Source organism: Pseudomonas sp. R2-7-07 (assembly GCF_003852355.1).
In the GTDB taxonomy this organism is placed as follows: domain Bacteria; phylum Pseudomonadota; class Gammaproteobacteria; order Pseudomonadales; family Pseudomonadaceae; genus Aquipseudomonas.
This window is the reverse complement of sequence record NZ_CP027759.1, coordinates 160401-180391: the sequence shown is the minus strand read 5'-3', so window position 1 is coordinate 180391 and position 19991 is coordinate 160401. Positions and strand designations below refer to the sequence as shown.

The 19991-nt window shown below is 63.0% G+C and carries 18 protein-coding genes; 7 read left to right on the top strand and 11 right to left on the bottom strand.

Features of this window, described 5'->3' with window-relative positions:
- Positions 1–22: 22 nt before the first annotated feature.
- Together C4J86_RS00760 and C4J86_RS00755 are read right to left on the bottom strand one after the other, a co-directional pair.
- Positions 23–865: a sulfotransferase gene (locus tag C4J86_RS00760; protein ID WP_124372365.1), complete on the bottom strand. Its 843-nt coding sequence runs from the start codon at positions 863–865 to the stop codon at positions 23–25.
- Between the two features lie 110 nt (positions 866–975).
- Complete coding sequence (locus C4J86_RS00755; RefSeq protein WP_124369128.1) at positions 976–2589, bottom strand: glycosyltransferase family 39 protein; 1614 nt, start codon at positions 2587–2589, stop codon at positions 976–978.
- 201 nt (positions 2590–2790) lie between these two features.
- Here C4J86_RS00755 and C4J86_RS00750 point away from each other — a divergent pair, with 201 nt between their 5' ends.
- Both C4J86_RS00750 and C4J86_RS00745 read left to right on the top strand, forming a co-directional pair.
- The gene (locus C4J86_RS00750) at positions 2791–3381 is read left to right on the top strand and encodes a phage tail protein (protein WP_124360699.1); all 591 of its coding nucleotides are present in this window, start codon (positions 2791–2793) and stop codon (positions 3379–3381) included.
- Between the two features lie 49 nt (positions 3382–3430).
- Positions 3431–3739 carry a hypothetical protein gene (locus C4J86_RS00745; protein ID WP_124360698.1) on the top strand — a complete coding sequence of 103 codons (309 nt, stop codon included), beginning with the start codon at positions 3431–3433 and terminating at the stop codon, positions 3737–3739.
- Here C4J86_RS00745 and C4J86_RS00740 read toward each other — a convergent pair.
- The 4 genes from C4J86_RS00740 to C4J86_RS00725 are packed head-to-tail and all read right to left on the bottom strand — an operon-like array spanning position 3715 to position 8425.
- Positions 3715–4230: a GNAT family N-acetyltransferase gene (locus C4J86_RS00740; RefSeq protein WP_124369127.1), complete on the bottom strand. Its 516-nt coding sequence runs from the start codon at positions 4228–4230 to the stop codon at positions 3715–3717. The two genes, C4J86_RS00745 and C4J86_RS00740, sit on opposite strands and share 25 nt — an antisense overlap.
- Positions 4231–4242: 12 nt before the next feature.
- Entirely contained in the window at positions 4243–6339 is a 2097-nt protein-coding gene (locus tag C4J86_RS00735; RefSeq protein ID WP_124369126.1) for an HlyD family efflux transporter periplasmic adaptor subunit, read from the bottom strand.
- Positions 6339–7658, bottom strand: coding sequence for an efflux RND transporter periplasmic adaptor subunit (locus C4J86_RS00730; protein ID WP_124369125.1), 1320 nt, complete (start codon positions 7656–7658; stop codon positions 6339–6341). The genes C4J86_RS00735 and C4J86_RS00730 overlap by 1 nt, the downstream gene beginning before the upstream one ends.
- A complete protein-coding gene (locus C4J86_RS00725; protein WP_124365333.1) occupies positions 7655–8425 on the bottom strand; it encodes an efflux RND transporter periplasmic adaptor subunit in 771 nt (256 codons plus the stop codon). The genes C4J86_RS00730 and C4J86_RS00725 overlap by 4 nt, the downstream gene beginning before the upstream one ends.
- Before the next feature lie 159 nt (positions 8426–8584).
- Between C4J86_RS00725 and C4J86_RS00720 the strand changes: the two genes are divergently transcribed.
- The 5 genes from C4J86_RS00720 (at position 8585) to C4J86_RS00700 (ending at position 13577) form a co-directional block, all read left to right on the top strand.
- Positions 8585–10747, top strand: a complete 2163-nt coding sequence (locus tag C4J86_RS00720; protein ID WP_124369124.1) for an outer membrane assembly lipoprotein YfiO — start codon at positions 8585–8587, stop codon at positions 10745–10747.
- Entirely contained in the window at positions 10744–11448 is a 705-nt protein-coding gene (locus tag C4J86_RS00715; RefSeq protein ID WP_124369123.1) for a DUF3142 domain-containing protein, read from the top strand. The genes C4J86_RS00720 and C4J86_RS00715 overlap by 4 nt, the downstream gene beginning before the upstream one ends.
- 70 nt (positions 11449–11518) lie before the next feature.
- Entirely contained in the window at positions 11519–12208 is a 690-nt protein-coding gene (locus C4J86_RS00710) for a hypothetical protein (RefSeq protein ID WP_124372364.1), read from the top strand.
- 14 nt (positions 12209–12222) lie between these two features.
- The gene (locus C4J86_RS00705; protein WP_124372363.1) at positions 12223–12909 is read left to right on the top strand and encodes a hypothetical protein; all 687 of its coding nucleotides are present in this window, start codon (positions 12223–12225) and stop codon (positions 12907–12909) included.
- Positions 12906–13577 (top strand): protein phosphatase 2C family protein, encoded by a 672-nt coding sequence (locus C4J86_RS00700; RefSeq protein WP_124369122.1) that lies wholly within the window; start codon positions 12906–12908, stop codon positions 13575–13577. Before C4J86_RS00705 ends, C4J86_RS00700 begins: the two co-directional genes overlap by 4 nt.
- 125 nt (positions 13578–13702) lie before the next feature.
- Here the strand turns inward: C4J86_RS00700 and C4J86_RS00695 are convergent, their stop codons facing one another.
- From C4J86_RS00695 to C4J86_RS00675, 5 genes are all read right to left on the bottom strand, one after another.
- Complete coding sequence (locus C4J86_RS00695; protein WP_124369121.1) at positions 13703–15145, bottom strand: efflux transporter outer membrane subunit; 1443 nt, start codon at positions 15143–15145, stop codon at positions 13703–13705.
- Positions 15142–16200, bottom strand: a complete 1059-nt coding sequence (locus C4J86_RS00690) for an HlyD family secretion protein (protein ID WP_124365327.1) — start codon at positions 16198–16200, stop codon at positions 15142–15144. Before C4J86_RS00690 ends, C4J86_RS00695 begins: the two co-directional genes overlap by 4 nt.
- Positions 16201–16215: 15 nt before the next feature.
- Positions 16216–17751 (bottom strand): MFS transporter, encoded by a 1536-nt coding sequence (locus C4J86_RS00685; protein ID WP_124369120.1) that lies wholly within the window; start codon positions 17749–17751, stop codon positions 16216–16218.
- A 335-nt stretch (positions 17752–18086) separates the two neighbouring features.
- Positions 18087–19007 carry a LysR family transcriptional regulator gene (locus C4J86_RS00680; RefSeq protein WP_124369119.1) on the bottom strand — a complete coding sequence of 307 codons (921 nt, stop codon included), beginning with the start codon at positions 19005–19007 and terminating at the stop codon, positions 18087–18089.
- Between the two features lie 60 nt (positions 19008–19067).
- Positions 19068–19934, bottom strand: coding sequence for a TauD/TfdA family dioxygenase (locus tag C4J86_RS00675; protein ID WP_124369118.1), 867 nt, complete (start codon positions 19932–19934; stop codon positions 19068–19070).
- Between the last annotated feature and the right edge of the window lie 57 nt (positions 19935–19991).

Here is a 19991-nt window from a genome sequence, read left to right as displayed (position 1 = left end):
GAGAAAAATGAAAACGCCGCGATCAACTGATCGCGGCGTTGGCCTTCATACGAATCACATTGGCGGCGCTGGCTGAGCCGTCCTGCCAAAACGACAACTCGGTGTACTGCTGGAACAAGTCCGGCGGCAGGATGGTGCGCCGCGACTGCAAGCGCACCTTGGGCTGGACCTTGTGCAAGCCGGCAACGCCCAGCGCCTCGTCGAATGCCGGCGCGTCGTAGGCGAGGTTGTCGAAGTCATGCTCAAACCACGGCTCGCCGATAAAATCGTAGACCAGCCGCATGACCCGCTCCGGGGCTTGGCTGAGCAAGTCGTAATCGACGATCAGCAAAGAATCGGCATGCTCACCGTAATAGGCTTCCTTGAGCGCAGCCCAGGCAAACCCGACCAGACGGTTGCGCTGGGCCAGGGTTTCACAGCGGCTGTAGACCGTGTTGCGCTCGACGTCATCGCCAAACAGCTTGGTGTTTTCGAAGGGATTGGCGCGATACAGGCGTTCCAGGCTGTCCATGATCCAGGCGACGTTGCGCACACAGGCGACGACCTTGGCCTGGGGAAACAGGTCGTGCAGCGCAGGCATGCGCGCACACCACTGGCGGTTGGTGTCGAATACCACCGGGATGGAGGCTTTGTCGGCGTAGTAGGAATCAAACAGGCCGCGCAACAGGCGACGACGGGTGTTGGCATCGATGACCGAGCCAAACTCGCTGCCGGCGCTGCACTGCGCCAGCACACCATTGAACAAAGTGCCTAAAGGGCTGCTCATGCCGGCGTGAAAACGCGGGTTCTGCAATAAAATCGCAGAGAGCAGGGTCGAGCCGGAGCGCGGCAAGCCCGAGATAAAGTGATACTGCAATCCGTTCACCACTTTGTAGGACAAAAATCCGTTTGTGGGCCGGAGCGTAGTTGAGAAACACAGTGCCGACTAGCGATCATTTGCCACTATTTTGGCATGCACCTAATACCAATTCGTGATTAGCGGCAACCGGCGGGCCGCGAAGGCTCTGGCCCGCCACACAGCACGAATAGCCGCGCCCGCGCGCCGCCGCCGTCCTGCTGCAAAAGTTCTTGCCAGCCTGGCGGAATCGGCGCGAATTCATCCGGCAGTTCGTTGCTGCTGATCAGCCAGACACGGCGGGTGTCGGGCGCTAAGGCAGACAGACGGTCAAGGTAGATGCGCCCGCCGTCCTGATCCACCAGGGTGCCGAAGCCATAGGCATTCGGCCGAGTCGGCGTGCCGTCGGGCCTGGGCGGGGTGTAAAGCTGCAGTTGGGCGTCGGTCTGGTCGTAATACACGTAGCTGAGGTACCACATCATGTCGCTGAGAACGATGCGGTCGCCTTCCTGGTAGTTGCGGTTGACGAACTCCACCGGCACGTTGAACTGATCATGCACATCCACCGTGGCATTGTTTTTCAGCCCCAGCAGCTCCACTCCGACAAACACCACGCACAACGCCGCGCCCAGCCATGCCAGGCGCGTGGGCAGGCGGTCGATGGCCAGGGCCACAAGGATCGGCAAGCCCAGGGCGTATACCGTGAGGTAGCGCTCGATAAACACCGGCGAGATGAACGACACCGCATACACCAGCAGTAGCGGCAACAGGAAGAACAGCGCCAGCAGGCGGGCCGGGTGATGGCGCTCGCGATCCTGCCAGGCGGTGGCTATCACAACGGCGATCAACAACAGCGGGAACAGCCAGAACAGCGGTCGCCAGAAGTCCACGCCTTCATCCTGAAGCGTGAACTGCCAGATCATCGACGGCACGGAGGTCAACGTGACCGGGTCTTCCCAGCCAATGTCACCGCCGACCTTGAGCTGTTCGACGTGTTGCACGAGGTCAAGCAGATTCGGCAGCCAGGGCAGGTACAACGCCACAACCAGCGCATTGGCGCACCACCACGACGGACGCAGGATCAGGCGCTGGCCGGGCGCCTGGGACGGGCACAGCAGCCCCAGATAAGCCCAGTGCACCAGCACGCACAGTGCAGTGAAGTAATGGGTATAAAAACCGGCGGCCATCAACAGCGCATAAACGACCAGGTAACGCGTGCGCGCGGGTTGGCGCACCCAGTACACCAGCGCCAGCGTGGCCCCCAGTAACCACACGGCCAGCAGCGAGTACATGCGCACTTCCTGGCTGTAGCGCACGGCGGAGGGGAACAGCGCCAGCAGCACCCCCGCCAGCACCGCAGCGCGACGGGTAGACAGTTGCCGTGTGAGCCAGACGCCCAGGCCCACCGCCAGCACGCCGGGGATCGCACTCATGCCGCGAATCGACCAGATGCCGTCGCCGAACAGTTCGATCCAGCCGCGCAGCATGAAAAAGTACAGCGGCGGGTGCACATCATGGGCGGCGTGAAACCACAGGTCGTCCAGGGCGTATTCGCTGAGCAGCAGGCTTGAGCCCTCATCGCCCCAGATCGCCGCAGCCGTCAGGCCATAAAACCGCACGGCCATGGCAAGCGCCAGGATCGGCATCCACCACAAACGGCTGAGCCAACCGGCGCCTTCCCAGGCGCTCGCAAGGCGATTGACTAAGGAAAATGCCGCCACTTTGTCGTCTTGTTCTACCACAGACCGTCGCACCTCAACTCCCCAGACACAGCCCGTTTACCGAGCAAACTCCGCACATGCGCAAACACGCGCCACTCTAGGACAAAAGCCCCGGTTTCGCTCGCTGTTTCGCAACCGCCAGGCAGCAAGCAACAACGGCGACTACGCTCTGCGATGGCGCCGGACCGATTGGCGTCCTCCCCCCTGTCTAGCCATCACAAGGATGAACGATCCATGGAAGTTTTCATCGGCACCATCCAACCCTTTGCGTTTGATTTCGCCCCCAGAGACTGGGCCCTGTGCGCCGGGCAAACCCTTGCCGTCAACCAGTACCAGGCGCTGTACGCCCTGCTCGGTGTCGTTTACGGCGGAAATGGCAGCGTCAGCTTCATGCTGCCTAACCTGCAAGGTCGAATGCCCATTGGTCAAGGCAGCGGCGCGGGGTTGTCGGCGCGCGTCATTGGCGAAATCTCCGGCACGGAATCCGTCACCGCCACCCTGCTCAACCTGCCTGCCCACACCCACGCCATGACACCACTCACCGCCACCACCTCGGTGCAACTGGCGAACACCTCCAGCAACCCGCTGACAGTACCCAGCGCTACCAACGCGTTTATCGGCGCTTCCGGCGGTGGGCCAGGCAGCGCCGCAATCTATTCAGACCAGCAGGGCGCCACGCCGGTCCCTCTGCAGGGCGTGAGCACCGCCGTGGCCGGAGGCACGATCAGTGTCGCCGGCCAGGGCCAGGCCTTAGCCACCATGAACCCTTACCTTGCGATCAATTTCAGCATTGCCTTGAACGGGCTTTTTCCGTCGCGCGATTAACCCCTGGCCGGGGCTCGCAGGCCCCGGCATCTCTGAAATGGAGCCTCACATGTTGAACCTGGTCACCCCGGAACACTTTCGACCGTTGCTTGATGGCACCGCCGTGCTTTACCTGCCCGACGGTTCGGCGCTGCCGATCCAAGTCCAAAGCCTCACCGAAACCCCCAAAGCCACCTTGCCAGGCAGCCCGCGCGGGGCCTTCAGGGTGCTGCTCGAAAGCCTTGTACCCACGGATTTCGTCGACGGCTTATGCCGTTTACCGCTGGCGGACGCCTGCCTCGAACAGGTGTTTGTGTCTCGAGAGCCCGCCATGGGCCGCGACAGCGAGCGGGGTTATTTCTGCATTGTGTTCAACTGAGACGGGTACCACACCAACCGCTGCGCGGCGGGCGTCTGTTCTTCCACCCGAAACCCCAGCGCCAGGTAATGCCGGCACGCATGGGGGTTGCTCGCCCAGACCACCGTGCTCACCGGGCACATCACCTGCGTGGCCGCCTGCTGCACCCCCTGCAATACCGCGCGGCCAAAACCCTGGCCACGCGCGGCGGGGATGAATGCCAGGTACAACACACGGATTTCATGGGGCCCGAAGTCGGCACTCAAGGCGCCGATGGGCGTGTCGAGCTTTTCGATGACATAGTGCAGCGCACCGGGGAAATGCTCGTCCAGGCCCTTTTCCTGGACCTGGAATTGCTGGGCGATCACCTCCTCGACCAGCGCCTGCTCGCCATCAATCCACTGCAGATCCGCGCGTGCCGAGCGGTAAAGGCGCTGCAAAAACGGCCCGTCGGTACTGCGTGAGGGGCGCATCGCCAGGCCCTGCGCCAGGGCGTCTTGCTTGTTCGACATTGCGTTCAACTCCTAGAACCCGCTTTCCCGTACACCCAACGCCGCCGCCCGTCGCCAGGCCACGCCCAGCACCGACTCACTGCGCCCCTGCAGCACCACCACGCCGCGCAACGGCTGACGGGGCGTTGCAATCGCTTGCAGACTTTTCAAGCGTGCGCCGTATTGCGCCTGCACCGGCTCCGGGCGCTGGTTTTCATCGCGGCGCACGGCAATCGGCCCGTGGTGGTCTGAGGTCAGCGCCTCCTGGTCCAGGTAGGCCACACCGTTGGCGTCGATATCGGTCAATTCCACCGGGATGGCCGCGTGCATCGGGTCATCGGCGATAAACCGTCCGGTTGCCCCCGGCGCCACCCGCCACAGCTCGGCCTCGGCGATGTAACCGCGCAGGCGGGCGCCTTCTTCCACCACCCGCGCCAGCGAATCCCTGGGCGACAGCCAGCGCCCCACGCTCAATTGCGGCAGCACATCGCGCACCGTGCCGGCGTGAGGCGCGCGCAGCAGCAGGCGTTCGCGCTGGGCGGCCAGGCCACGGTATTCGGCGAGGGCCTGGGACAGGCGCTGATCATTGATGCCGGCGTCCACTGCCGTTTCACTGCGCCCGGCCTGGCGGCGCATCTGCAACTGCAAAATCTCCACTTCGCGGCGCACGATGCTTTGCCGGGCGTCCAGGTCCGGTGATTCCAGCTCCATCAGCACCTGGCCCTGGGTCACCACTTGCCCGTCCACCACCCGCAAGTGCTTGACCCGCGCCGCCACCGGCGCATGCAGCGCACTGGCGCGCCCGGCTTCGAGCATGGTCGGCAGCTCCACCGCGCTGCGCCAGGGCACCACCAGCGCGAGCACCAACAGCACCAGGCCCAGGCTGCTGAGCATGACTCGCGGCGCATGGGCCTGGCTGCGTCGGCTCCACCATTGGCGCCACTCCTTGAAGATCGGCAGGCCGATAAACCACACCAGTTCCACGCCCATCAGGACGATCCCCAGCAGCTTGAAAAACAGGTGATACACCGCCAGGGCGATCCCTAAAAACAGCGCCGCGCGCCACAGCCACGCCAGGTAGCCCCACCACAATAGCCGGCGTTGCAAATTCGGCGACCACGGCTCCGGTGCCGGTTCGCCATACCCGAACAGCAGCTCGCGCAAGCGCCAGCGACACAGCGCAAAGGCGCGACCTTGCAGGTTATCCACCTCCCACCAATCGCTGATCAGAAAGTAACCATCGAAGCGCATGAACGGGTTGAGGTTGATCGCCAGGGTGGTCAGCCAGGTGGCGCTTGCCAGCATGAACGCTGCCGTGCGCGCCGGGCCGTCCGGCAGCAGCGACCAGGCCAGCAGGGCGATGCACGCCAGCAACAACTCGGCCATGACCCCACCTGCCCCGATCATCAAGCGCGCACGACGATCATTGACCCGCCAGGCGTCGCTTACGTCGGTGTAGAACATCGGCAGCAACACCATGAATGCCACGCCCATGCTCTGCACCCTGCACCCGGCGCGCTTGGCCATAAAGGCATGGCCGAATTCATGGCACAGCTTGGCAAAGAACAGCGCCACGCCAAACGCCAGGGCGCCGCCCAGGCTGAACAGATGCGGAAACGTCGCCACAAAGCGCTGCCAGTCGCGCGCGACCAGAAACACCCCAAGCGCCAAAATGATCGGCAAGCCGTAGCGCAACAGCCCAGGGCCAAAGCGCGCCAGCAGCGGCCAGGCACGGTTGAGAAACGCATCCGGTCGCCACAGCGGAATCCGGAAAAACAGGTATTGATGCAGCAGCACCTGCCACAGGCTTTGTTTACGCGCGGCAGATTTGTAGAGGTAACTGGCGCGCTGCTGCGGGTCGAGGGCGGCGATCAGGTCGTGGGCGCGCAGAAAACCCAGCAGCTCATCCACTTCACTGCCGCCCAACGCCAGGCCCGGCTCGCGGTTGGCGGCCTGCAGGACTTTTTCCGGGTCCCCCAGGGACCAGTGGCGCAGCAAGCGAATGGCGGTGGCGCCCAGTTTGAAATAGCGCCCGCGCACCGGGTCGGCCAGGGTCCAGCGCGGCGAGCCGTCCAGGGCCGCGCCGGCGCTGGACAGTTGCAGGTCTTCACGCAGTTTGGGCAAGTCCATCAGAGGCCCACGCTCTGGCGCAGGCCTGCCAGCGGCCGCCGCAACAGGTACAGCGCCAGCGGCGCGCGCTCGCCAAACAGCTTCGCCGTGCCGCGCAGGCCGATACGCGGCGGTGCTTCGTCGAATTGCGCATCCAGGCGATAGGCCAGTTGGCCACCCGGTGTGGGCTGCGCTTCATAGGCTGCCCGTTGCAAGGTCGCCAGGTGGCGATGCAAAGGGTCGCTGTCGAGGAACAGCGCTACCTGGGCGTTCGGTTCCAGGGCGATCGCATCGCCTACCGCCAGCTCAATGCGCAACTCGGCCTGGTCGGGGTCGGCAATCTGCAACAGGCGCTCGCCAGTTTGCACGGGCTTGCCGGTCCAGCGCTCAGCGTCGGCGAAGACGGCGATACCGTCGCGCTCGGCGCGCACTTCGCTGCGCTTGAGCAGTTCGCGGGCGTAATCGCGTTCGGCGCGTTTTTGCTCGACCCGGGCCGCCAGCAGGTCGATACGCGAATTCGATTCGGCATCGGCAAAAGCTCGCTGCGCGCTGGCCTTCAACTCGGCCTCGGCCACGCCCAGGGCACGCGCCGACACGTCGGCCTGGGCCGTGAGAGTGGTGCTTTCGAAACGCAGCAACAGGTCACCGGTTTTTACCGCCTGGTTGGGCTTGACCAAAAACTGTGCAATCACCCCATCCAGCGGCGCCGCCACCACCTGCCCGGCCAGCGGCACCACCTCGGCGGGCGCCAGCACGGATTGGCGCACCGGAATCAGCAGCAACAGCAACAAGGCGACCACCACCATCAGCCGGCGTTTGCGGGTCAGGCGCAACCGCCACGGCCGCTGCGGCTGCAGCGCATGCCAGGCATGGCTGCAGGTGTCGCCCAATTGCGCCAGCAACACTTGCTCGGCCGGATTCCACGGGGTATCTCGCGCCAGCCACAGGCCACCGAACACTCGGCCCTGGGGGTCGATCAACGGCAACCAGAACACCTGGCCGGCAGACAGACTTTGCCAATCCGCCCGCACCGCCTCGCTCAACTGCTCCGCCGGCACTACGCGTGCGGTCTGGGCCAGCGCCTGCTTGTGCAACTGCGCCACCGCCTGCTCGACAAAGGCCACGAACGGCGCATTCGGGTCGACGTTACTCACGGCTGTCACCGCCTGCACCTTGCCGGCGATCAACAGTGCGGCATGCCGATAGCCAAACAGCGGCTGGCTGTCATTGACCAGGCTGTAGGCCAGTTGCTCGGTGGTGCGCGCGGCGCGGGTCTGGCGTTCCAGGTCCAGAAACTGCGCAAACACCCGCTCGCTGTTGCCCGGCATCGGGGCGTTCATTGCAATTGCGCAAAGTGTGCGGTGCCACTCATGCCTGCCATCAACCCGGCGGCGTTGGGTAAAGTGGCGACCAGCAGCAGCGTCTGGCTGCCCTCGTCAATGCGCGCGCCGAGTCGTTTGACCGTGGCGCTGAACGCCTGGCCGGTTTCATCGGGGGTAAAGGTGAAGGTCTGGCCGGGCTTGAGCTTGTCCATCCAGCGTGACGGCACCAGCAGGTGGATTTCCAGGCTGCGGTTGTCGACGATTTCCAGCATCGGCGCCCCGGCCGACACGCTTTCATAGCGTTGCACCTTGCGTTGCACCACCTGGCCGTCATACGGCGCCAGCACGCTGCAACGCTTGACCTGCACCTGATAGACCTGGGACTGGGCCTGGGTTTCGCTGAGTTTGGCTTCGGCGCGGGCCACTTCAAAGCGCCCGACTGAATTGAGCGCCGCCAGCTGTTTGTTGTGGGCCAGCTCTTCACCGGCGCCACGGCTGGCAGCCTGGGCGGCATTCAGTTGCGCCTGGTAGGCCGAGCAATCGAAACGCGCCAGGGTGTCGCCCTTCTTGAACGACTCGCCCTCACTGAACGGCAGTTCGACGATGCGCCCCGACAACTCGCTGGCCAGCATCGCCTGGTCGCGGGCCCGTAACACGCCGCGCGCCTCATCAGTGCCGGCCGCAGCCGCCGGCGGGTGATCCAGCAAGGGGTCGTCCGCCATGGCGACAGGCGCCACGCCGATCACGCAGGCAACACTCAACAGCCATAGCCGCAATAGCTTCATACGATCCTCCCTGATGAAGAACGCAGTCTATGTCAGCAAGGTTAAAACGCCACTACCCTCAATCGGACAAATCCGTGATTTGTGTGAGCGTTCACCGAAGCTGGCGTCGGATCACGCTATGATTGCCGTCCTCCAAGGACCCAGGATCAAGGACACGTCATGCGCATCGGTTTTTTGTCACCTCTGGCACTGGCCCTGCTGGCCGGTATTCCCCTGACGGCCCAGGCCAGTTCCGACGACTCGTGCTACCCCGACTGGCGGGTGTCGCGTGACAGTCTCGAACCCTGCAGCAACCAACCCTTTCTCAGCCCAGGCAACGATAGCCGGGTAAACCTGCGCCTGTTGCTGGCCGACAAAAAGGCCGCACCCCTGGCGCCGAATGCCCTGAGCGAAGACGACCTGGCCCAGGGTTTCGGCCCGGTGCCGTTTCCGGTGTATCGCCTGGTGCCGGTTCCGGCCGCAGAGGACGAACCCGATAACCAAGCGGACGATTCGCGCACCGCCGAGCTCGACACCCTGCTCGCGCCGCTGGGCATCAAGCGTGAGGAGTACAAGACTGCAGGCGAAGCATTTCTCGATGGCGAAGGCAGCCGCTGCCGCAGCAACGCTGATGACAGCGCCACCGCGTTTATCAGCCAGGTGATCAAGGCCGATATGCCGCCCGCCGAGCGCGACCTGCTGGTGAAAGCACGTCTGCAGCTGCTGACCACCTGTGACTGGGACGGCCAGGTGGTGGATGCGCAGCTGACCCCTTCGGCCAGCGCCCAACTGTTTCGCACTTATCTGCAGGCCGCCGCTGACTTCTACAGCGGCCGCTTCGGTAACGCCGAGCGCGGTTTCGCCGCCGCCGCTACCAGCGATGTGCCCTGGCTGAAGGAAACCGCGCTGTACATGGCCGCGCGCACCTCGCTGAACCAAGCCCAGGCCGAAGCCTTCGACGAATACGGTGTGCCCCAGCGCGAGCATGTGGACAAGGCCGCGTTGAGCGACGCCGAAGAAGGCTTTCTCGGCTACCTGAAAACCTACCCGCAGGGCGCTTACGTCGCGTCCGCCCGTGGCCTGCTGCGCCGGGTGCATTGGCTGGCGAATGACGAGACCAAGCTCGCCGCAGACTTCACCTGGCAATTCACCGAAGCCAGCGACGCCCAGCGCAATGTGAGCGTGGACGCGTTGGTGGAAGAAGCCGACCTCAAATTGCTGATGGCCAGCAACCAGGCGGCCAACAGCCCGATGCTGCAACTGGTCAGCGACCTGATGGCCATGCGTGCCCATACCCCGCCCCTGTTGAGTCGCGAAGCCCTCGACAAGCAAAAGAGCACCTTCGCCAACGAGCCGGCCTTGTTCGACTACCTGCAAGCGGCGTATGCCCTGTATGTCGAGCATCAACCCGACACGGCCCTGAAGCACCTGCCGACGGGCCTGCCGCCAAACCTGGATTACTTCGCCTTCAGCCAGCAGACCCTGCGCGCCCTGGCCCTGGAAGCCAAGCAAGACTGGAAAGGCGCCGAAACGCTGTGGCTGCAACTGCTGCCGCTGGCCAAGCAACCGCTGCAACGCGACCAATTGGAGCTGGCGCTGGCGATGAACTACGAGCGCAGCGGCCAACTGGCCAAGGTGTTCGCCGCCGACTCGCCGATCAGTGCCAGGCAGGTGCGCTACATCCTGCTGCGCAACGTGGCCGGTCCCGACCTGTTGCGCCAGCAGATCGCCAAGGCCAACGACCCCACTGAACGCCAGACCGCCCAATTCGTGCTGCTCTACAAAGACCTGCTGCACCGCCAGTTCGCGACCTTCGCCGACGACCTCAAGCAGGCCTCGCTGTCTGACGACAAACTCGGCACCAGCCTGGGTTACACCTACAGCGGCGGGCAAAGCCTGAAGCTGTTCCAGTGGAACGGTGACAAGGCCGAATCCGGCTATGCCTGCCCGAGCGTCGCGCAAACCGCCGCGACCTTGCAAAGCGACGCAAAAAACCCGCAAGCCCTCAACTGCCTGGGGGAATTTATCCTGCGCAATGGCCTGGACGGCATGCCGCTGGAGCAAGCCCGCGCCACCGGCAGCCTTGGCAGCACCGCCTCGAAGTTCAAAGGTGAAACCTTCTCGCGCCTGGACGGCTACCAGCAGGTGATCGCCAATGCCAAGGCGCCCAAAACCGACCGGGCCTACGCACTGTTTCGCGCGATCAATTGCTACGCGCCGGCCGGCTACAACAGCTGCGGCGGCGAAGACGTGGCGCCGGGCGTGCGCAAAGGCTGGTTCCGCCAGCTCAAGAGCGGTTTCGCCGACACCCAGTGGGGCAAATCGCTGCAGTACTACTGGTGAAAACCCTGTGGCTGGGCCTGCTGTTGCTGGCAAGCCCAGCCTTCGGCGCCGTAGACGCCCGTGACTACGACGCCTTCTGGCTGTGGAGCGGCGTCGCGCCCCAGCCGGTGCTCAAGCAGGCCAAGACCCTGTACATCCTGCAGGGCCAGATCAACTCCACCCGCCGCGCGCCGCAACGCGGTGTGCAACTGATCGCCCAGGGCATGAACGTGCCGCGCATTACCCAGGGCGACATCTGGGTGGTCTACCGCGCCCATACTCTGCGATGGCCGAAGCAGGTCTACACCCAACTGCTTGGCCAGGTGCAACGCTGGCGCGAGGCGGGCAACCCGGTGGTCGGCATCCAGATCGACTTCGACGCCCGTACCCAGTACCTGCACGAATACGCGGCCTTCCTGCGCGACCTGCGCCAACGCCTGCCGGCCGACCTGCGCTTGAGCATCACCGGCCTGATGGACTGGAGCAGCAACGCCGACCCCGCCGCCATCGCCCAGCTCAAGGGCGTGGTGGATGAAGTGGTGGTACAGACCTATCAAGGGCGGCACAGCATCCCCGACTACGCCGCGTATTTGCCCCGCATGAACCGGCTGGGCGTGCCGTTCAAGGTCGGCCTGATTCAGGGCGGGGACTGGCAAGCGCCGGAGTATTTACAGGGGAGTGAGTGGTTTCGGGGGTATGTGGTGTTTTTGCAGAATCGTTGACAGGGAGGCTGGCTTTATGCAAGAAAGTGTCCTCTGTCCGCGGACAGAGGACAATAACTTTTGGGGCCATATGAAAAGTCAAGACATTGTAGTCCTGTTCAAACTGATCAGCCTCGAACTACAGGCCAAAGGGGAGCGCGTAAAAAAACGGGTGTTCTCTGTTGAAAAAGAGACCGCGTCCCTCGGTTTTCAAAGTCTTCCGACCTATATTGAAAACTTCGAAACCGTACAACTTTCAACAATGGATGACTGGCGCGGGTGGGATGACGCAGACGAGGATTCTGAAGAGCACGCTTCACAAAACTACTCTGTGAGAGCTCTGTCCTCAGCGTTGGGTCTGAGCAAAACCGAAGTGTCTTCCTCCCTGAATCGTTGCAGGGAAATCGGCTTGATTTATACAAGGCACATCGATGGAATCCCGCTGGTAAGAAGCACAGCGCTGCTCGATTTAGTTACGCACAGCATTCGCTATATTTTTCCGGTTAAGCTTGGCGCTATCGTCCGAGGCATTCCAACGGCCTTTGCCGCACCGGTATTGGCAGGCAAAGTGATGAGCGGGGGCGACCTTATTCCCGTCTGGCCAGATGCCTACGGAAAAAGCAAAGGGCAGGCAATTACACCGTTGTACAAAACCGTTCCCGGCGCCGTGAAGAAAGACGAGCTTCTCTACCATTTCCTGGCCCTCGTTGATGCCATCCGCATCGGCGGACCGCGTGAGACCAAAGTCGCCGACGCCATGCTGCGGGAGTGGATACTGTGACGTCCAACCGAACAATGATGCTGCAAATGCTGGAGGAGGTTGCCGAGGCCTTGGGCGAAGAGTTATGCGAGCAAGTTGCCTTTGTCGGTGGATGCACCACTGTCTTGCTTATCACTGATGAATACACATTGGAGTCGATTCGCGGTACCGATGATGTGGACCTGGTCATTCATCTGACAGGCACCGCTGATTGGTATCGGCTGGAAGAAAAACTCAAACCTCGAGGTTTCAAAAATACTGGCCAAGACTCGGTAACCTGCCGTTTACGACTGGGCCAGTTGAAAGTCGACTTCATGCCGACGCAGGAGAGCGTCCTAGGCTTCGCCAATACTTGGTTCGTGGGCGGGTTAGAACGCGCGATTGGCTACACCCTGCCCAACGGAACGCGGATCAGAGTGTTCGCCGCACCTTGGTTCCTCGCAGCCAAATTGCAGGCTTATCAGGGGCGCGGTCATGGTGATGTACTGATGTCCAACGACATTGAGGACATCATCGCCCTGCTGGATGGCAGGGAAGAACTCATCGAAGAAGTGAAACTAGCGCCTCACGAACTGCGGCATTTCGTGAGCGAACAATTTACGGCACTGCTTGCGTTACCCGCATTTGAGGACGTGATCCAAAGCACCGCCCAGGATCCAGCTCGTGCGGCGTTGATTCACGAACGACTGACCGCGTTGATTGGATTCGGAGCAACCGCTTGATTCTGCAATTGAGCTTGAGTCGACAAGGAACCGATAGGATAGAGAACCGCGATGTCAGCGGCTCGGCACACAATGCTGGCGCATACCTCTACGTGATTGCCGACGGCACTTCAAAACCAAAGAGTGGCGAATTGGCAAGCGCTTTGAGTCACCACCTGCTTGAGTGTTTTCGCCATGCGCAACCCGTTGTGGTGTCTTGTCCTGAACACGCCCTGACGCTAGTGCTTACTTCCCTCGACGAAGTGCATTCAAACATTTGTCCAGACTTTCCATTGGCGTCCACCAGCTACCTTGTATTGCTGGTAGTCGGTCACACAGCTATCTCCATTCACGCAGGTGATTGCTGCCTGGGTCATCTGGAGAAATCGCAATGCCTTAACTGGGTGAGTTCACCTCACTGCGGTCCAAACTGGAAAGGCGACCTGAGCCATTCATTCATCGCCAACTCCCCAGCTCGTAAAACACTGCTCAACTGCATGAGCCACCGGCGGGCCCACGAGCCTCACATTCAATCCGTGCAGATTGCCCAAGACACCCTATGGATCATGGCGACAGATGGATTCTGGGCCGAACTCTCAGCCGAGGACCAATTCAAGGCCATCATGGAACGCACCCTTGACGGGTGCATAGCCGAAGACGACGTCACGTTCATGTTAATGCGCACGTAAATACGTAATTACCAGTCGCAGGTCACGCTCGACACAGCCTTTCGCCCTTCGTCGTAGTAGCAATCCAAATTACTGGTGCGCTGCGAGACGTAGGTGTTGTTGGTATACCCGACTTCCCACAGTCATCAGTGAACGGCGTGCAACGGATACACCGACTCCCAGCCGCCACCCAACGCTTTGTACAAGCCCACCATCGCCAGCGACACACCGGTAGAGCTTTCCACCCACTGTTCCTGGGTCGCCAGCAGCGCGCTTTGCACGGTGAGCACGTTGACGAAATCCGCCACGCCTTCGACGTACTGGTGTTGTGCGGTGGTCAGGGCGATCTGGTTCTGGCGCACGGCTTCGGCGAGGCTGTCGCGGCGCAGTTGGCTGGCGTTGTAGCGGGTCAACTGGTCGTCGATTTCATGCCAGGCGCGCAGCACGGTTTGCTGGTAGGCCAGCGCCGCTTCCTGTTGCTGGGCTTCGCGCAGATTCACCATGCCTTGCAGGCGCCCGCCGTTGAACAGCGGCAGGCTGAACTGCGGGCCGAAGGCAAAGGCGCGTGAGCCCCAGGAGCCGAGATCCGAGAGCTGCATGGCCTGGGAGCCGAGGCTGCCGGACAGGGTGATGCGCGGGTAGAAATCGCCCTTGGCCACGCCGATGCTGGCGGTGGCAGCGTGCAAGCGGGCTTCGGCCTGACGGATGTCCGGGCGGCGCTCGGCCAGTTCCGACGGCAGGCCGATAGCGACCTGGCGCTGGGTCTGCGGCACGGCGGCGTCCTTGGACAGTTGCGCGTGCAGGGCTTGCGGAGGCTCGCCCATCAGCAGGCTCAGGGCGTTGATCAACTGGTCCTGGCGCTGCTGCAAATCCGGCAGGCGCGCTTCGATGGCGGCGACCTGGGCGGCGGCTTCGGCCACGTCCAGGTCGGTCGCCACGCCATCGGCCAGGCGCAGTTGCGAAAGCTTGAGGCTGTGGCGGGCGACGTCGAGGTTCTGCTCGGTGACGGCGCGGGTGTTTTGTACGCCGCGCAGTTGGATGTAGTCCTGGGCGGTCTCGGCCAGCACCGACAGCAACACGGCGCGGCGGTCGTTTTCGGCGATTTCCAGGGTGGCGTCGGCGGCTTCGGTCTCACGCTTGACCCGGCCCCAGAAGTCCACTTCCCAAGCGGCGGAAAAGCCCATGTCCCATTGGTTGAACGCCGAGCGGCCGTTCTCGCCGGAGGGGTCGTTCAAGCCTTTGCCACTGTTGCGCTTACGCTGGTAAGCGCCGCCCGCGTCGACGTTGGGGTAACGCTCGGCGGTGGTTACCTGGCGCACGGCGCGACTTTGTTGCAGGCGGCTGCTGGCCAGTTTCAGGTCGAGGTTATCGCTGAGGGCGCGGCGTGTGAGGGCCGACAGTTGCTCGTCGTGGAATACGTCCCACCAGCGCTCTTGCAACGGGTCACTGGTGGCGCGACTGGCCGCCTGACGCCCCTGGGGCTCAGTCCATTGGGCCACAGACGGACCCTGCGGCCGCTGGAAATCCGGGCCGACGGTGCAAGCGCTCAAACTGATCAGGCTCAGGGTGAGCCAGGCGAGATGTCTCATTGCTGGGCCACCTCATGTTGTTGCGCGGCGGCGTGGGTGTCGACGCTGGCTTCCACCGACATCCCTACGCGCAAGCGTTCGGTCAGCGGTTGGTTTGGCTCAAGCACAATCTTCACCGGAATACGCTGCACCACCTTGGTGAAGTTACCGGTGGCATTGTCCGGCTTGACCGAGGCAAAGGTCACCCCCGTGGCAGGCGCCAGGCTTTCCAGATGGCCGTTGAGCAACTCGCCATCGAGGCTGTCGACCCGCACCTGCACGGCCTGGCCGGCCTGCATGTGCGACAGTTGCGTCTCCTGGAAATTGGCCACGACATAGGCTTGGGCCAGCGGCACCACGGCAAGGATTTTGCTGCCCGGCGTGACATAGGCGCCCACCCGTACCGCACGCTCACCGACCATGCCGTCCACCGGCGCGACGATGCGGGTGTAGGACAGCTGATAACTGGCCATTTCCAGCGCGGCCTGTGCACGCTTGAGACCGCCTTCGGCAGCGTCACGCTGGGCGGTGAGAATTTCCACTTGCTTGCGTTCGGCTGCCAGCACCGCCGTGGATTTGGCCAGGCGCGCAGTGGCCTGGTCGATGCGGGTCTTGGCTTGCTGGGCGTTCTGCACGGTGCCCGCGCCGACGCCGGCGAGGTGGTTGTAGCGGTTCAGTTCGTGTTCGGCAAACGCCACTTCGGCGCGATCGGCCGCCACGGTGGCTTGGGCCTGGGCGATCACCGAGCTTTGGCGTTCAAGGGTCGCGGTGGCGTTTTTCAGTTGGGCCTGGGCGACCAGGGTGTCGGCGTCGGCGGCCTGGGCGGCAGCGCGAAAGTCACGGTCGTCGATCAGCGCCAACAGTTGGCCGGCTTTGACGCGCTGGTTGTCTTCCACCAGCACGTCCTTGATGAACCCGGCAACGCGGGGTGCAACCAGGGTGAAATCGGCGGCGACGAAGGCGTCGTTGGTGGTCTGGCGCTGGCTGCCCAGGATGCCCGGCGCAACCAGATACACCAGCACGCCCACGGCAAATACGGCGATGACGGAGACGGCAATTTTGTCTTTGCGTTTCATGAGAAATCCTTGGGGTCAGGTCGGTGCGCGAGGCGGAAAAATCCGCGTGGGCATCCAGAAAATCAGCAGGATCAACGCCACCGCGACACCGGCCATGACGACATACAGATCCGAAGAGGTGAGCACCACGGTCTGCTCGTGCAGGCGGTGCGCCAGGCCCGGCGCGTCGCCGTCGGCCAGGGGCGAGTTGCCCAGGCGGTCCACCAGCATGGTCGAGTGGAAATGCCCGCGCTGGGTGGTCAGCGTATCCAGCACCGCCGTGGCGATCACGGCGGACAGACCCTTGACGGTGTTGAACCACGCCGAGGCGAACGGCCCTTCGATAGGTTGAATGCTGCCGGTGGACAGCATCAGCAACGGCAGAACCGCCATCGGTTGACCAAAGATCTGCAGCAGGTACCAGCCATAAAAGTCATCGCGGATCCACGCCGAGGTCAGGTGCGAACTGCCGATGCAGCACAACGCCAACATGCCCAGCCCCATGCCCAGCACCCAGCGGCAATCGATCCAGCGCAGATTGCACAGCGCCGCCACCAGCGGCAGCGCGATCAACTGCGGCAGCGCCATCAGCAGCATCACCGGCGCGGTTTGCAGCGGCCGGTAGCCCTGGACCTGGGCGAGAAAACTCGAGGGGATGATGATCACCGAGGTCAGCACCATCAACACCCCGGCCAGTACGATCAAGGCGAACGACAAGTTGCGCAGGCCGAGCATCTGCAGCTTGAAGAATGGCAGCGGCTGCGACCATTCGTTGAGCATGAACAGCACCAGCAGCAGCGCGCCGCCACTGAGCAAAAAGGTGATCAGGCCCGACTCGAACCAGTCCAGGCGATTGCCTTGCAACAGGCCGATCACCAGCATGCAGATCGCCGGAAAACCCAACAGCAGACCACGCCAGTTGAACTGTTTGAAGCGTTCCAGGCGCAGCGGATCCTGCGGCAAGCCGTAGGCCACGGCGGCCATCGCCAACAGGCACGGCCCGACGATCTGCCAGAACGCCCATTGCCAGCCGACGTATTCGGTCCACAGCGCCGCCAATGGCGTGCCCAGGCTCGGGCCGAAAGTGGCGGTCAGTGCATAGCCGGCCAACCCGTACAATTTGACGTTGGCGGGCAGGAAACGCAGCGCCACGGTCATCAGCATCGGCGGCAACGCGCCACCGGCCAGGCCTTGCACGGTGCGCAGCAGCAACAGGCTTTCGTAGTTCGGTGCAAACGGGCACAGGATGCCGAGCAGCGTGAACACGCCGATGGCGCCCAGGGTGAAACGGCGCAGGGAGAGCGTTACCGCGCACCACGGCGCGAATGCCATGGCTGCGACGGAAGTGGCGGTGTACGCCGCGACCAGCCAGGTGCCTTCGTCAAAGCCGATGTACAGCGCACCCCGGATATCGGCGAGGGCGACCTTGGCCACCATCTCATTGAGGCCAGACACCAGCACCGCCAGCAACACGCCGACCAGGCCGATGATGATGCGCGGGCCGAACACCGGAGGGCTGGGCGCAGTGGGTTTGGCTGCGGCCTCGAAGGCGGGGGCAGCGAGGGAAGTCATGGACAGGTAACTCGGAATGGAAATACCCGAGTAGTTTAATCAGGCAAATGCATGACAAAAAGTGACTTGTTGGCAGGTTATAAGTGCGCCAGGCGCAATCCACCGGGTAATGCAGGGCTTTTAATGTGGGAGGGGGCTTGCCCTAATGCCGGTCAGTTAAGAAGTAGCAGGAGCGAGAACTAACTTGTGGCGAGGGAGCTTGCTCCCGCTGGGGCGCGAAGCGGCCCCAAACAATGGGACTGCTGCGCAGTCCAGCGGGAGCAAGCTCCCTCGCCACAGGTTCGGTGTCGCCTTAACTGACTGGCATTAGGGCTTGCCCCCTCCCACATTTGATTTCAGCCCGGCTGGGCTTCCAGCCAGGTGGCGTGGCAGCTCTCGCGCATGGTCTCGCGCAGCCATTTGTGCGCCGGGTCTTTGTCGAAACGCGGGTGCCAGGATTGCGCCAATACCAGGGTCGGCAGCGAAATCGGCAGGGCGAACGAGCGCAGCGGCAGCTTCAGCCGCCGGGCGCTCAGGAGGGCTTCTTTGGGCACCGGCAGCAGCAGGTCGGAGTCGGGCAGCATGAACATCGCGCCGTGAAAGCCGGGAGCGATCATTGCCACGTGACGCTCCAGGCCCTGGGCATTCAAGGCGGTATCGATAGGCCCACGGGCGATGCCGCGTCGCGAAATGCTGATGTGGGAATAGCTGGCAAACCGAGCGGCGGTGATCTCTTCGTCGAACAGCGGGTGATCTTCCCGGGCCAGGCCGACAAACGTGGTCGAGAACAGGTTCTGCACCTTCACTTCAGGCCCGGCCGGCATGGTATTGCTCACCCGCAGGTCCAACCGCCCTTCGCGCAGCGCTTCATCGTCGGTGTCGCCTTCGGGCACGAAGCGCAGTTCGCAGAACGGCGCCGCGCGTTGCAGGGTGTCGAACAGCCGACCGCCATACACACCGATGAAAAAGTCATTGGCGCGCACGCTGAAGCGGCGGCGCAAAGTGCTCAAATCGACCTGGTCCGCCGAGCGAAACAACAACGCCGCCTGCTCCACCACGTTGCGCACCTGGCCTTGCAGCTCAAGCGCCTTGGGCGTCGGCACCAGGCCGCGGCCGGCGCGCACCAGGATCGGATCGCCCACCGCCTCGCGGATACGCGTGAGGGTACGGCTCATGGCCGCCGGGCTCAGGTTCATCCGTCGCGCGGCGCCCACCACGCTGCCTTCATCGAGCAAGGCGTCGAGCGCGACCAGCAGGTTCATGTCGGGTAGTTGCATGCCAAGCACTCGTGTTCGATGGGGAGTGAACTGGGCGCAATCCTAGCAGGCTTTTGCGATTCAGAACGGCGCGTCGCCCTGGATGGTGGTGCGGAACAACTTGCGGCGCAGATGGCTCGGGCAGCCGGCCGCCAGGTGGATCAGCGAGCGGTTGTCCCAGAACACCAAGTCATGGGGCTGCCACTGGTGCCGGTAGATGTTTGCCGGCAGCACGCTGTGGGCGTAGAGCTGGGCCAGCAGGTCGCGGCTTTCGTCCTCTGGCAGGCCGACGATGCGGGTGGTGAAGCCTTCGCTGACGAACAGTGCCTTGCGGCCGTTTTCAGGGTGAGTGCGCACGATGGGGTGCTCCACTTCGGCCACTTGGGCGAGCTGTTCAGGGGTCAGGGTGGGACGCCAGTTGCCCTCGAATTTGCTCTCGCTGTAACGCGCGGTATAGGAATGCGCGGCGCGGCGCCCTTCGACGGCGTTGCGCAGGTGCTCGGGCAGTTGCTCCCAGGCTTTGTGCATGTCAGCAAACAGCGTGTCGCCGCCTTCGGACGGCAGTTCCTGGGCATGCAGCATCGAGCCCAGGCTGGGCAGCTCTTTGTACGACAGGTCCGAGTGCCAGAACTTGCCCGCGTCGCCCAGGCCGATGGATTGGCCGTTTTCGATGATGTTGGAGACGATCAGGATCTCCGGGTGATTGGCCAGCAGGAACTGTTTGAGCACATGGATTTGCAGCACGCCAAAGCGGCGGCTGAAGGCGATCTGTTGTTCGGGGGTGATGCGTTGGTCGCGGAACACGATGACGTGGTGGTCCAGGTGTGCGCGATGGATGCGGGCGAATTCCCGGTCGTTGACGGGTTGGGATAGATCCAGGCCGATGACTTCGGCGCCGACACTGCCGGGGAAGGGGCGGATGTCGAAGGTTTGGTAGATGGTGGACATTGGATTCACTTCCGGCAGACAGGGGAGTGAATTTATAGGTCTAAGAATGGAAGTTTA